Origin of the sequence: Octadecabacter dasysiphoniae (genome assembly GCF_021532615.1) — a bacterium.
In the GTDB taxonomy this organism is placed as follows: domain Bacteria; phylum Pseudomonadota; class Alphaproteobacteria; order Rhodobacterales; family Rhodobacteraceae; genus Octadecabacter; species Octadecabacter dasysiphoniae.
In genome coordinates this window covers 925175-939934 of sequence record NZ_JAKGAQ010000002.1, presented here as the reverse complement: position 1 = coordinate 939934, position 14760 = coordinate 925175, and the positions used below count along the sequence as shown (strand labels likewise).

General features: G+C 56.6%; 14 protein-coding genes. 5 read left to right on the top strand and 9 right to left on the bottom strand.

Going from position 1 to position 14760, the window contains the following annotated elements:
* Together L0664_RS11560 and L0664_RS11555 are read left to right on the top strand one after the other, a co-directional pair.
* Complete coding sequence (locus L0664_RS11560) at window positions 1–312, top strand: P-II family nitrogen regulator (RefSeq protein ID WP_235226004.1); 312 nt, start codon at window positions 1–3, stop codon at window positions 310–312.
* A 246-nt stretch (window positions 313–558) separates the two neighbouring features.
* On the top strand, window positions 559–1482 hold the full coding sequence (locus tag L0664_RS11555; protein ID WP_235226003.1) for a hypothetical protein: 924 nt from the start codon (window positions 559–561) through the stop codon (window positions 1480–1482).
* Window positions 1483–1542: 60 nt separating this feature from the next.
* On the opposite strand, the gene L0664_RS11550 is transcribed toward L0664_RS11555, so the two are convergent.
* Together L0664_RS11550 and L0664_RS11545 are read right to left on the bottom strand one after the other, a co-directional pair.
* Entirely contained in the window at window positions 1543–2565 is a 1023-nt protein-coding gene (locus L0664_RS11550) for an aspartate-semialdehyde dehydrogenase (protein WP_235226002.1), read from the bottom strand.
* A gap of 82 nt (window positions 2566–2647) precedes the next feature.
* On the bottom strand, window positions 2648–3823 hold the full coding sequence (locus L0664_RS11545) for an MFS transporter (protein WP_235226001.1): 1176 nt from the start codon (window positions 3821–3823) through the stop codon (window positions 2648–2650).
* A gap of 129 nt (window positions 3824–3952) precedes the next feature.
* Between L0664_RS11545 and L0664_RS11540 the strand changes: the two genes are divergently transcribed.
* Window positions 3953–5623 carry an ABC transporter permease gene (locus L0664_RS11540; RefSeq protein WP_418888030.1) on the top strand — a complete coding sequence of 557 codons (1671 nt, stop codon included), beginning with the start codon at window positions 3953–3955 and terminating at the stop codon, window positions 5621–5623.
* 53 nt (window positions 5624–5676) lie between these two features.
* Here the strand turns inward: L0664_RS11540 and L0664_RS11535 are convergent, their stop codons facing one another.
* Window positions 5677–6687 carry an extracellular solute-binding protein gene (locus L0664_RS11535; RefSeq protein ID WP_235226000.1) on the bottom strand — a complete coding sequence of 337 codons (1011 nt, stop codon included), beginning with the start codon at window positions 6685–6687 and terminating at the stop codon, window positions 5677–5679.
* Window positions 6688–6843: 156 nt separating this feature from the next.
* Between L0664_RS11535 and L0664_RS11530 the strand changes: the two genes are divergently transcribed.
* Complete coding sequence (locus L0664_RS11530) at window positions 6844–8061, top strand: NAD(P)/FAD-dependent oxidoreductase (protein ID WP_235225999.1); 1218 nt, start codon at window positions 6844–6846, stop codon at window positions 8059–8061.
* On the opposite strand, the gene L0664_RS11525 is transcribed toward L0664_RS11530, so the two are convergent.
* Window positions 8058–9017 carry a DMT family transporter gene (locus tag L0664_RS11525; protein WP_235225998.1) on the bottom strand — a complete coding sequence of 320 codons (960 nt, stop codon included), beginning with the start codon at window positions 9015–9017 and terminating at the stop codon, window positions 8058–8060. The genes L0664_RS11530 and L0664_RS11525 overlap by 4 nt on opposite strands.
* 101 nt (window positions 9018–9118) lie before the next feature.
* Here L0664_RS11525 and L0664_RS11520 point away from each other — a divergent pair, with 101 nt between their 5' ends.
* Window positions 9119–10063 (top strand): NAD(P)H-binding protein, encoded by a 945-nt coding sequence (locus L0664_RS11520; RefSeq protein WP_235225997.1) that lies wholly within the window; start codon window positions 9119–9121, stop codon window positions 10061–10063.
* Here the strand turns inward: L0664_RS11520 and leuB are convergent.
* The 5 genes from leuB to L0664_RS11495 form a co-directional block, all read right to left on the bottom strand.
* Window positions 10060–11163: a 3-isopropylmalate dehydrogenase gene (gene leuB, locus L0664_RS11515; RefSeq protein ID WP_235225996.1), complete on the bottom strand. Its 1104-nt coding sequence runs from the start codon at window positions 11161–11163 to the stop codon at window positions 10060–10062. The two genes, L0664_RS11520 and leuB, sit on opposite strands and share 4 nt — an antisense overlap.
* Before the next feature lie 84 nt (window positions 11164–11247).
* A complete protein-coding gene (locus L0664_RS11510) occupies window positions 11248–12303 on the bottom strand; it encodes an endonuclease/exonuclease/phosphatase family protein (RefSeq protein WP_235225995.1) in 1056 nt (351 codons plus the stop codon).
* Between the two features lie 26 nt (window positions 12304–12329).
* The gene (locus L0664_RS11505; RefSeq protein ID WP_235226188.1) at window positions 12330–13118 is read right to left on the bottom strand and encodes a hypothetical protein; all 789 of its coding nucleotides are present in this window, start codon (window positions 13116–13118) and stop codon (window positions 12330–12332) included.
* Between the two features lie 401 nt (window positions 13119–13519).
* Window positions 13520–14125 (bottom strand): 3-isopropylmalate dehydratase small subunit, encoded by a 606-nt coding sequence (gene leuD / locus L0664_RS11500; RefSeq protein WP_235225994.1) that lies wholly within the window; start codon window positions 14123–14125, stop codon window positions 13520–13522.
* A 128-nt stretch (window positions 14126–14253) separates the two neighbouring features.
* Window positions 14254–14736: a hypothetical protein gene (locus tag L0664_RS11495; RefSeq protein WP_235225993.1), complete on the bottom strand. Its 483-nt coding sequence runs from the start codon at window positions 14734–14736 to the stop codon at window positions 14254–14256.
* Between the last annotated feature and the right edge of the window lie 24 nt (window positions 14737–14760).

Genomic DNA, 14760 nt, shown 5'->3' with positions numbered 1-14760 from the left:
ATGCAAACGCATCACGCCAAGCGCGTCGTCATCACCATCGAAGCGATCATGCAGAAACGCCTGACAGATACGTTGGAAGGCGCCGGGGTTACGGGGTATTCGATCCTGCCTGTATTGGGCGGTTCCGGGCGATCAGGGGCATGGACCCGCGAAGGTCAAGTCAGCCGCGCCAGCGGGATGGTTCAGGTCATTTGCATCATCAAACCCGAACGTCTTGATGGACTGCTTGAGGCCGCTTTCGAGGTCGTGGACAAGCACATCGGCGTTGTGACAATCGCTGACGTAGAAGTCGTGCGCGCAGAACGGTTCTAATGTTGCTCCCAACTCCAGCTCAAGCCTGACACGCCTTTGGGCTGTTATCTGATACCGAAAAACAACCCAAGCTTGCCGAAATTGCGCATGCAGCCTACGCTTGGTCTGCGTCTTTTTGGCGTGACCGAACTGGTTGATCTAACCGGCGCTGCTGGGGCTTTGCATCCGTGTTTCCATAGCTTTGGATGAAACCCACAATTGCGCTGCGCGGATTTCAGTGCCGTACATTTTTTAAGGGAGTACATAATGACCAACGATTTAATGCCGTTTCCAGGTGCCAAAAAGAACCCGATGCTGTTGATCGGAATGCCGCATATCGCGCTAAAGGCACCAAGCTATTTTGACCTCACGCCGGACCAAACTGTCACCTATTCCGCAGCGCAAAAGGTAACCCCGACAACATTAACGGCAGGTCAGAAACTGTACCGCGTCTATGGCGGGCCAGCCAAAGCAGCGGGTGGATTTTGGGCACCCAGCGCCCCGGGCGCAAACGAATCCGAAGGCGATTGGCGTGGATCGAACGCGGTTGAACCACAATGGAACGCGGGCACCCACGTCGTCGAAATGACAGTCAACGCAGGCCAACATGTTCAGACTTGGATGGGCGAAATTGAATCCCAACCAGCGCTGGATAATCAGAATGATGCGATCAAGGACTGGTGGCTTGTCGGCGGTGGTACGCAATACTTTTTCCAGTTCTGGACACCGGCATTCAAGAATGGCGTCACGCTGAAACCGATGGGGGGCACGCCTTGGGCTGATCCACGTGCTGTTGCTGCGGTCACGTCGGGCCAGATGCCACAAAACACGTTGAACTTGGACGCCAAAGCAACTGATTTGAACCCCCAAGAACCAATCGAAGCGCATGTCGCGGCGGTTGAAACCCTCGCCACTGCCTTGCGCGCCGCTGCACAGTCTCTTCAATCGCAAAACGATGCGGATGATGCAGCGCCTTTGGCGGAGGCCGCAAACAACCTGATCGCAACGGCCAACCAATTGTTGAAAGACCACGGCAGCGACGAAGAGGCCGCCGCCCTGCGCGTTCGCTCGCAATTGTCGCTGGGGCGTGTGATCGACATTGATCCCGCATGGCCACAAGCCCAGCAAGCGATTGCAGCGCTCGGCTCAGTCGTGCGCAGTGCGGCCGTGATCAGCAACCGAACCGGATAAGAAAAACCCGCCGCACGATACGTCGTGCGGCGGGTTTCTTATTTTTCTACCGAAGGCGTCTTAGCCCTTTTTCAGGCACCGCGCGCCAAGGGTTTCTGCGATCTGAACAGCATTCAACGCCGCACCTTTGCGCAAGTTGTCAGAGACCACCCACATGTTCAGCCCGTTATCAATCGTGCTGTCCTGACGGATGCGGCTGATAAATGTTGCGAAGTCGCCGACACACTCAATCGGCGTGACGTAGCCGCCATCTTCGCGTTTATCGATGACCATACAGCCCGGTGCTTCGCGCAGGATGTCGCGGGCTTCGTCTTCGTCGAGGAAATCTTCGAATTCGACGTTGATCGATTCCGAATGGCCGACGAAAACGGGCACACGCACACAAGTCGCTGTGACCTTGATGCTCGGGTCGACGATTTTCTTCGTCTCAGCGACCATTTTCCATTCTTCTTTGGTGTCGCCTGAATCCATGAACACATCGATGTGCGGGATCACGTTGAACGCGATCTGCTTTGGATAGGCCTTTGGCGCGACTTCCTGACCGGGCACATAAACGCCTTTGGTCTGGTTCCACAGCTCATCGATCGCGTCTTTGCCGGAACCGGACACGGATTGATACGTCGACACAACAACGCGTTTGATTTTCGCGCGATCATGCAGCGGCTTAAGCGCGACGACCATTTGTGCGGTCGAACAGTTGGGGTTCGCGATGATGTTCTTCTTTGTATAACCCTCAACCGCTTCGGGGTTCACTTCTGGAACAACCAGCGGCACGTCGGGATCATAGCGATACAACGACGAGTTATCGATAACCACGCAACCCTGCTTGGCGGCAACTGGCGCGTATTTCTTCGTCGCGTCGGACCCGACCGCGAAGAACGCGATGTCGTAGCCCGTGAAATCAAAGGTATCCAAGTCTTTCGTCGTGAGTGTCGTATCGCCAAAGCTTACTTCTGTGCCCATGGATTTTCGGGATGCCAGAACGACAACCTCATCCGCTGGGAACTGGCGTTCAGCCAGAATGTTAAGCATTTCGCGGCCCACGTTACCCGTGGCGCCGACTACGACGACTCTGTAGCCCATTTGCGATGTCCTTTGTGTATAAGATTCGCCCCTGACGGGACGCTCGCGTCTTAGACGCAATGTGCCTTGAACAAAAGGGCCGTCAGTCGGCGGGATCACTGCTGAACGCGTATATCGCAAGCCCGCAACAGATCAGCACGCCGTAGGTCAGGAAAATCGCAGGGTAGGCGAGGGTCGGATCGGCTGCGCCGTCATAAGATGTCGAGATCCGACCGGTGACAAATTGCAAGATGCCGACACCTCCAATTCCAAACAAATTGAGCAATGTCACGCCGCGCCCTGTCAGGTGGTCCGGGAAAAACGGGCGGGCATGGGCGATAAGAACAGGAAACGCCGCACCTGTAAGGCCGATCAACGCAAGCAATGCAGTGGCAGCCCAGATAGAAGGGGTCGTGAAATAGAGGACAAAACAGGTGAGTGCCCCAATCAGACTGCCCGCGAACACCACCCATTTGCGGCTGCCCACGATACGTTCAAGTGGGCCATAGACAAAGCTGCCCACAATCATCGCAAGGCCCATGACTAGCGTCATCGTGCCAATCAATTGTGTGTCAGCCCCAAACACATCTGCGCCATATGGCCCGATCCAAAGGCCACGAATGCCGGCTGCCGGCGCGTAGTTGACCAACATCATCGGCAGGATGAACCAGAGCGCTTTGATTTTCAGCAGATCAAGGACTGACCCTTTTGGCCCGTCGTGGGAGGTTCTGGGCGGGTCTTTTACAAAAAGCCACAAGGCCGCCGAAACGATCAAGGTTACTACGGCAAGGCCCACCATGGTTTCACGCCAGCCAAACGCCTCAACCGCGTAAGCCATCGGTGCGGAACTGGCGAGGTTTCCAAGGCTGCCAAACCCGATGACGGACCCTGCGAGGGTCGAAAACATCGCAGCCGGATACATTTTGGCAAAGATGTAATAGGACGCCATCAGCACAGGCGAACAGCCGATGCCAATCAGCGCCATGGCCCATGCAATATGGGCGGGCGTCTGTGCCACTGCAAACAACAGCGCACCGCCTGCCCCGCCCAGCGCGAACAACACGATGGTCGTAATTTTTGGCCCAATGCGATCCAGCGCCTCGCCCACGGGGATTTGCATCAGTGCAAAGATGATAAACCACAATCCGGATGCATAGGATAAATCGGCCGAGGTCGCGCCTAAATCTGTCTCAAGCGCGGGGGTGAGAACCGCCAAAAATGCGCGATAAAACTGGCTGAGGACATATCCCAACACCAAACATATCAAACCAATCCGCATGCGCTGTTCCTCTTCGTGCGCCACGTCACACGACAGCGCTATCCTTGGCAAGCCAAACACGCGTCCCAATCCCGACTAAAACCATAGGATTATATAGACGCCCCGACGGCGATCGGTTAGCAAAGCGCCATGACAGACAGCACGCAACAGGCACAAAGTGCCCCCAAAACATCGTGGTTCATGGCCGACAAAGCCATCGCGGCGCTTGCGTTCTTGATCGCGCTGTTTTGTCTTCTGCCGCATCTATCTGTGATTTTGGCGTCGCTGCTCGGTGATACCGATACGTTGCGCCATTTGGCGGGGTCCGTGCTGGACGATTACGCACGCAATACTTTGGCGTTGGTTGTTATCGTTGGGGTCGCGACATTTGCGATTGGCACGGGGTCCGCATGGCTGGTGACGATGACAGATTTCGCAGGGCGGCGTTGGCTGGAAATTGCATTGGTCATTCCGTTGGCATTTCCGGCCTACGTTTTGGCCTATGCCTATACCCACGTGCTGGATCATCCTGGCATCGTGCAAACACTGCTGCGCGACATGACGGGATGGGGCCCGCGCGATTACTGGTTCCCTGAAATTCGCAGCCTTGGCGGCGCGGCGGCGATGCTGACGTTGGTGTTATACCCCTATGTTTACCTGCTCGCACGGGCGGCGTTTCTGGGGCAAAGCGCGACGACATTCCTGGCCGCGCGGTCCTTGGGGAAATCGCCCCTGCGCGCGTTTTTATCCGTGTCGCTTCCATTGGCACGCCCCGCCATCGCGGCAGGTGTTTTGCTGGCCATGATGGAAACCGTTGCAGATTTTGGCACCGTGTCCTATTTCGGCGTTCAGACCTTTGCGACGGGCATTTATAATTCATGGTTCGGCATGGTGGATCGCGGGGCCGCGGCGCAATTGTCACTAGGATTGCTGACGTTCGCCCTTCTGCTGGCCGTGTTGGAACGATCCAACAGGGGTCGCGCACGTTTTGCAAACGGCAAACGCCAAGAGGTCATTGCCCGCATCCCATTAACGGGAACCGCCCGTTGGGCCGCGACCCTGCTGTGCGGTTTGCCTGTGTTGTTTGGCGTGATCATCCCCGTTATCGCGCTTTCGGTGATGGCCACCGGATCAGAACAGGATGTATTCAGCCCCCGCTACATCCGCTTCATCACGAACTCACTGACATTGGCGGGGATTGCGGCCCTCGTGACGGTGGCCGCTGCGACGTTGCTTGGCAGTCTGAATCGTCTGCGCGAAACCCGCGCGGCGGCGGCGGCACTTTACATCGCGCGGATCGGATACGCCGTGCCGGGTGGTGTGATTGCCGTGGGCCTTCTGGTGCCCTTCGCCGCCTTTGACAACGCGCTGGACGCATGGATGCGCGCGACGTTTGATGTATCAACCGGTTTGCTGTTCACGGGATCCATCTGGTTGTTGATCGGTGCCTACATGATCCGGTTTCTGGCCGCAGCGCTTGGCGCATATGAAGGCGGGATCGCCTCTGTCAGTCGCAATATAGATGCGGCATCGCGGGTCTTGGGGCAGAACTCGATTGGAACGGTACGGCGTATCCATGTGCCGATCCTCACGCCCAGCCTGTTAACCGCCGCCCTGATCGTCTTTGTTGATGTGATGAAAGAACTACCCGCAACATTGATCATGCGACCGTTCAATTTTGACACGCTGGCGGTGCAGGCGTTTCGGTTGGCGTCCGATGAACGGCTGAATGGCGCTGCGGTGCCCAGCCTGATGATCGGGGCAATCGGTTTGTTGCCCGTCATATTGTTGTGCCGCCGCGTCGCGCGACATCAGGCATAATAAAAAGGGCGTAGCTTTCGCCACGCCCCTTTCAGTTGGCCCTATGGGGTTGATTATTTCCAACCCACATCGTTGAAGATTTCCAGCGCAAGCGGCAGTTGCTTTGCCACAGCGCTTAGGTTCACGTCATCTGCGATAAACGTGCCCAAGGATTCGACTTCGGGGCTGAGGGCGACACCTTCGACAACCGGGAATTCATCATTCCCCGCCGAGAAATACTGCTGCGCCTGATCCGACGCGAGGTATTCAAGAAACGCAATCGCATTGTCGCGGTTCGGCGCATTCGCAGCCACGCCCGCACCTGACAAATTCATGTGCGCGCCTTCGGCGTCTTGGGATGGCCACTGAAGCCCGATCATGTCGATGCCGTCTGACAGGCCATCAACTTCTGTGCGGATCGCACGGGCAAAGTAATAGGTGTTGGACACCGAGATTTCACATTCGCCCGACACAATTCCGCGCAGTTGGTCGGTATCACCACCCTGCGGATCACGGGCCATGTTGTTCACGATGCCTTGCGCCCATTCGCGGGCAACCTCTTCGCCGTGGTTTTCGATGATGGAGGCAAGAAGCGTCTGGTTATAGGTGTTGGTCGACGACCGGATGCAAACCAAGCCCTCATAGCTCGGGTCGGCAAGATCAAGGTAGCTTGTGGGCGGGGTGACGTCGGCTTTGTCATAGAAAATAACGCGCGCGCGCTGGGAAAACCCGAACCAGTAATTATCGCTGTCTTGCAGGTTTTCTGGGATGCTGTCCTCAAGGACCGCGCTGTCGATCGCTTGCAAAATGCCCAGATCCTTAGCGCGTTCCAGACGCGACGTATCAACGGTGATCAGAACGTCGGCGGGTGAATTTACGCCCTCCGCCAGCATCCGCGCGGCGAGTTCATCTGCGTTACCTTCGAGGCGATTGATGGTGATTCCCGTCAACTCTTCGAAATCCGAATATAGTCTTTCGTCGGTGTCATAGTGGCGCGACGAATAAAGGTTCAGGTCACCTTCAGCAAAGACTGGGGCAGCCGTGCCAAGCAAAAGTGCCGCGAGAGTGAGGGTTTTCGGTGTCATAAAGTCTGTCCTTTATATCTGACTTTTTTACTCAACTACAAAACCACCCCGCGCTGGTCAAGCTTTTCCGACTAAAATTATCAACTTTAGCGTACGACGCACAGCGCTTGACCAAAACAGATTTTTCGCGCCCTGTACCAACCGAGAGGATTAACCATGGCATCAGCACAATTTAACACCACACCATCGCGCAAAACCTACGATGTGGTGATCATCGGCGGGGCGATCTACGGGTCTGCGGTCGCTTGGTTTTTATCAGACAATCCTGACTTTGATGGCTCGATCCTCGTGATTGAACGCGACCCAAGTTATGAAAACTCTGCCACGGCCCACACGAACTCCTGCATTCGCCAACAGTTTTCCAACCCGCTGAATGTTCAGATCTCCCAATTCGGGGCAGAGTTCATCAAGGGGTTCAAAGGCGCCATGGGCAATGACCCGCGCGTGCCCGAACTCTCAATCCAAAGCTACGGCTACATGTACCTCGCGGACACTGATGAATTCGCCGACCAGCTGCGCACCGCCCAAAAGGTGCAACTGGATCAAGGTGCCGCGACCCAATTGATGACGCCCGAACAGATCAAGGCCGCCTATCCGTTTTATAACGTGGATGACATCAAGCTCGGCAGTATCAATCTGGTCGACGAAGGTTACTGGGACGGGGGCACAGTGTTCGAATGGTGGCGCAGGTCAGCCCGTGAACGGGGTGCCGAATTCCTTGCAGGTGAAGTCGTTTCGATGAGCGTGAGCGGTTCACGCGTGCAAAGCGTGACGCTGGCATCCGGTGATGTGATCGGCTGCGGCAAAATCGTGAACGCCACAGGCCCACGCGGTGCAAAGACAGCAAAAATGGCCGGTATCGATATCCCTGTTGAACCGCGCAAACGTTTTACTTGGATTTTCACAGCCGAACAGCCGCTGGATCGCGACCTACCCCTTACGATTGACCCGTCCGGCGTGCACTTTCGCCAGGACGGACCAACCACATACCTTGCAGGTGGCCATTCAGATTATGATCCGGCGGTCGATTTTGACGATTTCACGATGGACCACGCCCTGTGGCAAGACCACATCTGGCCCGTCATCGCGACACGGATTCCACAATTTGAGTCCATTAAAGTGACAGCAGAATGGGCGGGGCATTACGACACGAACACAATGGATCATAACGCGATATTGGGCCCCCACCCCGAGGTCGAAAATTTCTTCTTCCTCAACGGGTTTTCAGGCCACGGATTGCAGCAATCCCCTGCGATGGGGCGCGGCACATCGGAAATGTTGATCTACGGCGAATACCGCACTCTTGATCTGTCGCCCTTCGGATATGAACGCATCGCAGCAGGGCAGAAGTTCGTCGAAGATGCCGTGATCTAACTGTCGGGGTGACGGCCAAGCAGACGCAACAAAGGCCCTGCGCGCATGTAGGTGCCGGTTTCATGGCGTGACCGCGTGCGCAACACAGGCGTCGTGGACGACACATCAGAACGGCTTTCGCGCAGAACGATGTATAGGCCTGATGCAATGATGATGGACGAGCCGATGATGGTCGGGCGGTCTATCGTTTCACTGAAGAACACCGCGCCATAGATTGTCGCCCAAACAATCTGGGAATATTGCATTGGCGCAATAATCGCCGCTTCGCCCGCTTGATAGGCTGCGATAATACAGCGCCCCGCCGTCCAAGCGAATGCCGCCACCAACGCCACGAGGCCAATATGTTCAATCGGCATCGGCTTATAAACAAACGCAAGTGCGATCCCCATGAGGATAAAGTTCGCGACCATCGGATAAAGCAGCATCACAACGGGGCGTTCGTCCGCCCCGATCCGGCGCACGATAATGGACGCGATTGAACCGCCAACCGCCGCCGTTAACGCCGCTGCATGGCCCAGCGTCAGGTCGGTTGATCCGGGCCGCAACACGACCATCACACCCGTCAAACCCACGATCACCGCCAGCCATCTGCGAATGCGAACCGTTTCCCCCAAGACCGGAATCGCGAGGATCGTGATCAACAAAGGCGAGGCAAACAAAATGGCGTAGGTCTGCGCCAGAGGTAGCACCGTAAACGCGTAGAATGCAGACACCGCTGTCGCCACAGATGCGGCAGTGCGCAATGCCATCCACCATGGATGGCGCGGCAACAATGTGCCGGGCGTCGAATCCCGCATCAACATCACTGTCGCCAGTGGAAAGCTGAACAAAACCGAAAAGAACACGATTTGAACGGGCGAATAGACCGCGCCCAACGTCTTCACAAAGACATCGTGAGTCGCGAAAATTCCGAAGGCGAGCAGCGCCAGCAGGGCACCTTTTGCGTTTGCAGACATGGGTCTTCTTTTCGTGGTTTGGTTTCGTTACCGTTAACACCCCCGCATAAAGTCTCAAGGTGGTGATTGGAACTATTGTATCGCTCGCCTAGGGTTCGCTTATGAAAACTGCATCGAAATCGGTTCTGTTGTTCGGGGCCACTGGCACGATTGGCCGTGCGACGGCACTGGCGCTCACACAGGCCGGGCATCATGTGACATGCGTCGTGCGCCCCTCCGCCGATGCGACGTTGCTGCCCGATACGGTCAAGATCTGGCATGCGGATGTGACGGCGTTAGGAGCGATGCCCGCGGCGGATGCCATTGTGTCCTGCCTCGCGTCGCGTACGGGTGATCCTGCGGACGCTTGGGCGATTGATCACGGCGCGCATGTGTCGATCCTGAACGCTGCAAAGGCGGCAGGGGTCGGCCAATTTGTGCTGCTGTCCGCGATCTGTGTACAAAAACCGCTGTTGGAATTTCAAAAGGCAAAGCTGGCGTTCGAAGACGCACTGACAAACAGCGAGCTGACCTATTCCATCGTGCGCCCCACCGCATTTTTCAAATCCTTGTCGGGGCAGATTGAACGAGTGAAATCGGGCAAGCCTTTCTTGCTATTTGGCGACGGAAAGATGACGGCCTGCAAACCTATTAGCGACCGTGACTTAGGCCGCTATCTGACACTGTGCCTGACCGACCCCGCCCTGCAGAACCGCATTTTGCCGGTTGGTGGACCCGGTGATGCCATCACCCCGCGCGCGCAAGGGCAGATGATATTTGATCTGTTGGGGAAGGACCCGAAATTCAAATCAGTGCCGTTGGGTGTAATGGATGCGATCATTAAGGGGTTGTCGATCGGCGGGGCCGTTGTTCCTGCGCTGAAACGAAAGGCCCAGTTCGCCAGGATCGGGCGCTATTACGCAAGCGAGTCGATGCTGGTGTGGGACGGTGCGCGCTATGACGCGGACGCCACGCCATCGTTCGGACAAGACACGCTACGCGATCACTACGCTGCGATGATAGACGGAAACGTGGCCGCCGATTTGGGCGACCACGCAGTTTTCTAAAGGGACGCGTCGAGAGCTTCGAGGATCGCGTCGGTCATGCCAGATGTGGAAACGGCAGTGCTGTTTTCATCCGACAGAAGATCACCGGTACGAACACCATCCGCGAGTACTTTTTCAATCGCCGCTTCAAGACGTGTGGCATCTGCACCTTCGTCGAACGAATACCGCAGCGCCATCGCAAAGCTTAGGATACAGGCAATCGGGTTCGCCTTGCCCTGTCCCATAATGTCAGGCGCGGACCCGTGGACAGGTTCGTACATCGCCTTCGGGCGGCCATTTTCCATCGGCGCACCAAGGGACGCAGACGGCAACATACCAAGGGACCCTGTCAGCATCGCAGCGCAGTCAGACAAGATGTCGCCGAACAGGTTGTCGGTGTAGATTACGTCGAACTGTTTGGGCGCGCGCACCAACTGCATCGCGCCGTTGTCGGCGTACATGTGGGACAGTTCGACCTCTGGGTAGTCGGCGTGCACTTCGGTCACAACATCGCGCCACAGGATACCGCTTTCCATGACGTTGGCCTTTTCCATGGAGCACAATTTCTTGTCGCGCTTCATCGCCATTTCAAATGCGGCACGTGCGCCACGTTCAATCTCGGCCTCGGTGTAGCGCTGGGTGTTGATGCCGACGCGCATGTTGTCTTCCATGTGGATGCCGCGCGGTTCACCGAAATACACACCGGACGTCAGTTCGCGCACGATCATGATATCGAGGCCTGCGACCAGTTCTTTTTTTAGGGACGAAAAATCAGACAGCGCATCAAAACACTGGGCGGGGCGCAGGTTTGCAAACAGGTCCATTTCCTTGCGCAGGCGCAAAAGGCCACGTTCGGGTTTCACAGAAAAATCGAGGTCGTCGTAGGCAGGGCCGCCAACTGCGCCAAGAAGAACCGCGTCCACCTCTTGCGCTTTGGCCATCGTATCGTCGTGCAACGGAACGCCGTGTTTGTCGTAGGCCGCGCCGCCAACAAGGTCTTCGGACACGTCAAATTGCATGTCGCGCTTTGCGCCGAACCAGTCGATGACGCGGCGCACTTCGGCCATGACTTCTTGGCCAATGCCGTCGCCTGGCAGGATCAAAAGGGAAGGGTTCGACATGTGGTGCGTCCTTGTGTGGTGTGGGTCTGAAACGATTGCAAACCGCCTAGCCCGTCCACGCGCAAGGGTCAAGAAAGGGGGCTGTTAGGGCACGGCAATATCGACCCAAACCAATCGGTGCGGTCCGGCGGCAAACCCGTCTTCCCCCAAAAGCGCAGCCATAGGATCGTCAGCTGCGGGCCAGAAAACGCCTGCACCACTGATGGCAATTTTTGCGGAGGGTAAAATGTAGGACACGCGCAAATTACCTGGCCCGCCGTCTGACCAGTCTGCGGTGTCGAGGGCCGGATCACCAGTGTGCGTGGGATCGGCCACCATGACCCCGCCGGCGCTGCGCGGCATCGGATCCTGTAGATCGCCGCGGGTCACGACATCAGCGATTCCACCCCGCAACCCTTGGCCATCGGACGGGTCCGCGTTTACGTTCCCGATCAACACCGGCATGGTTGGTGGCGCGCCCAAGGCACCGTCCAAGACAGCCTCCCATAACTTCAGCTCATCGCGATTGCGCAATCCGTTGAAATCCTCCGGCCCGTCGAAAACAGGGGCCGTGGCCGAATATGCGAGGAGCGTAATGGTCTGATCGCCGATGGAAATTGGCACCATCCAATGCCCCGTGGACGAGACCCGCAATGCCTCGTGAACCTGCTCGGACGGGAACGCGCGACCGTCGACCATCGGCAATTTTGCGTTCGGCACGTCGCGCCACAACGTTCCGCTCAGGTCGATCACATCGGTTTCGTTGATCGGCAGGCGGGACAGAATGGCCATGCCCCCATCGCCCAAGAAACGGCCGTACCCAAAGGCATCGCGCGCATCGCCTGTGAACCCGTCCCCATCCAGATCAAGGCCCGTTTGCTGGCCCGCGTTGGGCAAGGCCGAATAGCTGTAGGGATAGGGTATCGCGAGGGTGTTTGAAAACGCGGCCATCGCCGCACCACCTGCATCAAAGTCAAAGTCAGTCAGCACCAGAATGTCAGGCGCAACATGGTCAATCACCCCTACAATGGCAGCAATCTGCGTATCTTCGCCTTTTACGATGTCGCGCAGCAAAAGCCCCGGCCCGTCCCGGCTGAGGGGCGCCGCGAAGGTCGCAATGCGGACAGTTTCACCGGATTGCGCCAACACAAAAGTCGGCACAAAAACCAGTGAAAGAACTACTGCGATCAGACGGCTATGGCGTCTTCGTCTTTGGCATGCAGATAGGCGCGCTCGCGTTGCAGCGCGATCATCTGACCGACACGCAGCATTGCAATGCCGCGCATGATCAGACTGGCGGGGATAAAGGCCCATGCGGTCATTGTCCAAATCAACGTATGCGCATCCTGCAACTGGATCGGGTTGAACATGTCGGACGCCAGTTTCACGAATGCTGGGATCAAGAATGGCAGCAAAAACCCTAATATAAGGTTAAGCTGACCGTCCCGTTCGAGCCGTTCAACGACGTCACCACCTGCCGTGGCATCGAATGTGGGCAGGTTGATCCAGACGTTGAAACCGCCCCGCTGGTTCGGCCAATTGTTCAAACGCAGGGCCAAAACAAAGAACGCGAGCGACAAGAGCGACACCAGATAGCTGAGCGCGGCAGCGGTGCGGACGCTATTGATTAACGCGCCATCCGCCTCTGCGGGGAGCATCAAGACAACCAGCCGGACGGGGGAATAGGGGAAGTCCATGGCTTCGGCTAGGGAACCGCCGATCATGTTGAAAAGGACCGTCAGTGTGGTGGGCTCGGTCGCGCCTTTGGCAATAACTGTTAACGCGAGGATGGTCGCGGCGAGGCCGAAATACCGCACGCGGTTAAAGGGCGGCGCGTCGCGGAATTCGATCAGGCTGGGGGACACGGAATTGTATTCAACGAAGGTGAAAACCCCCGACACAATGCAGACAAGTGCCACAATCTGTGCGGTGTCCATCGTTGTGCCTGTCAGCATCATCGACGGAGTCGCGATCATCAAAATCACTAAGGCCGCCCTAAAGACAGCACCTGAAAGCCGTGAAAACACTGCTGTTCTACCCTCATTTCGGTCGGACGCGATACGATGCCGCGGCCTTGTCCCGTTTTGATCCTGCTCATTATCGGCAGGTTGCCTCATCTTCGCCATAATGTTGCCCACATTCAGTTATCGCTTCAAGTCGTTGATTGAACTTGCAAATAAATCAGGGCCGATTTGCGGCAACACTGGTGCGAGATTGCAACCATTCCAAAGCATTAGACCGAAGATGTCTAAATGTGGGGTTAATGCGGGCTTGGGACACAAGTTTCCGTTCACGTCCTGTTAGGGCCTGTGTCGCAAAAAAGGGGCGCCCGGTTGGACGCCCCTTTAAAATCAGTGCCGTAATTCGCCGGTTTTGGTCAGACCCACGGACGATCGGCGGAATGCTGCGCCTCGAATGCGTCAATTGAGGCAGCTTTTTCCATGGTCAGGCCGATGTCGTCCAAACCGTTCATAAGGCAGTGCTTCTTGAAGCTGTCGACGTCGAACGAATATACATCCCCGTCCGAGGACGTGACTGTCTGCGCCTCAAGGTCGATTTCGATGCGGGCGTTGGCGCCTTTTTCGGCGTCTTTCATCAGCGCGTCGCGTTCTTCTTCTGGCAGCACGATGGGTAAGATGCCGTTTTTAAAGCAGTTATTATAGAAAATATCGGCAAAGCTGGTGGAAATCACGCAGCGAATACCGAAATCCGCGATGGCCCATGGGGCGTGTTCACGCGATGATCCGCAACCGAAATTGTCGCCTGCGACCAGCACAGAGGCTTCGCGGTAGGCGGGCTGATTCAAAACAAAGTCAGCGATTTCATTGCCTTGGCGGTCAAACCGCATTTCATCAAACAGGTTCACGCCGAGGCCGGAGCGTTTGATCGTTTTCAAAAACACCTTCGGGATAATCATGTCCGTATCGATGTTTACCAGCGGCATGGGGGCCGCGATGCCTGAGAGTTTATCGAATTTTTGCATCGTATTTCCTTTGCGAGCGTTAACCGGTTTCACGGTGTGCGTTAACTTCGGTGAACGCTTTGGTCATAAATCAGACCCGTATGGGTCCGGTATGGGTTTGGTATGGGTCCGGTATGGGTCCCATAAGGTTATGCAGCCTCAAAACAGCGCGGATGGAGGGTAAACCCCTGATCCACAGCGATTTTTCGCAGATGTATAAGAAACGCACCAAGATCGGGTTCTTTATAGGTGCGCACATCGGTCCGCGTTTGGGGTGTGTCGCGTTTGGCTTTGGTCGCTTCGCGCGCGGTTTGGGCGTTCACTATCGGGTGGGTCCAGACCTTGCTGCGGGCCCAGCGCCCTGCCTGTGTCGATCCCTGCATCGGGCCGAGGATGCCACGTGTGGACATATCCGACATGAGCTGTTCTGCCTGACCAAGATCGAGGCCAAGCTTCTGCGCCAGTGCGAAGACCGAGAAATTTACACGGGACTGCGCGTGATAGATCGCGGCGTGCAGCGCGCTGGCGGGGTAAGCCGCCTTTGACGCTGCACCCAGTGATGCGGATGGCATCAAAGGTGCGGCGAGCGCACCCCCGAGTAGTTGCAGGAACCCGCGTCGTTTCATGGTCATTGGAAATCCTTCTGCATCATCTTC

What these genes read in the sequence shown, in the direction of transcription:
- leuB (WP_235225996.1), bottom strand. Translation starts at nt 11,163, where the DNA reads ATGTCGAACCCTTCCCTTTTGATCCTGCCAGGCGACGGCATTGGCCAA.
- L0664_RS11555 (WP_235226003.1), top strand. Translation starts at nt 559, where the DNA reads ATGACCAACGATTTAATGCCGTTTCCAGGTGCCAAAAAGAACCCGATG.
- L0664_RS11495 (WP_235225993.1), bottom strand. Translation starts at nt 14,736, where the DNA reads ATGACCATGAAACGACGCGGGTTCCTGCAACTACTCGGGGGTGCGCTC.
- L0664_RS11535 (WP_235226000.1), bottom strand. Translation starts at nt 6,687, where the DNA reads ATGACACCGAAAACCCTCACTCTCGCGGCACTTTTGCTTGGCACGGCT.
- L0664_RS11540 (WP_418888030.1), top strand. Translation starts at nt 3,953, where the DNA reads ATGACAGACAGCACGCAACAGGCACAAAGTGCCCCCAAAACATCGTGG.
- leuD (WP_235225994.1), bottom strand. Translation starts at nt 14,125, where the DNA reads ATGCAAAAATTCGATAAACTCTCAGGCATCGCGGCCCCCATGCCGCTG.
- L0664_RS11560 (WP_235226004.1), top strand. Translation starts at nt 1, where the DNA reads ATGCAAACGCATCACGCCAAGCGCGTCGTCATCACCATCGAAGCGATC.
- L0664_RS11525 (WP_235225998.1), bottom strand. Translation starts at nt 9,017, where the DNA reads ATGTCTGCAAACGCAAAAGGTGCCCTGCTGGCGCTGCTCGCCTTCGGA.
- L0664_RS11530 (WP_235225999.1), top strand. Translation starts at nt 6,844, where the DNA reads ATGGCATCAGCACAATTTAACACCACACCATCGCGCAAAACCTACGAT.
- L0664_RS11550 (WP_235226002.1), bottom strand. Translation starts at nt 2,565, where the DNA reads ATGGGCTACAGAGTCGTCGTAGTCGGCGCCACGGGTAACGTGGGCCGC.
- L0664_RS11520 (WP_235225997.1), top strand. Translation starts at nt 9,119, where the DNA reads ATGAAAACTGCATCGAAATCGGTTCTGTTGTTCGGGGCCACTGGCACG.
- L0664_RS11545 (WP_235226001.1), bottom strand. Translation starts at nt 3,823, where the DNA reads ATGCGGATTGGTTTGATATGTTTGGTGTTGGGATATGTCCTCAGCCAG.
- L0664_RS11505 (WP_235226188.1), bottom strand. Translation starts at nt 13,118, where the DNA reads ATGATCGCGACTCCGTCGATGATGCTGACAGGCACAACGATGGACACC.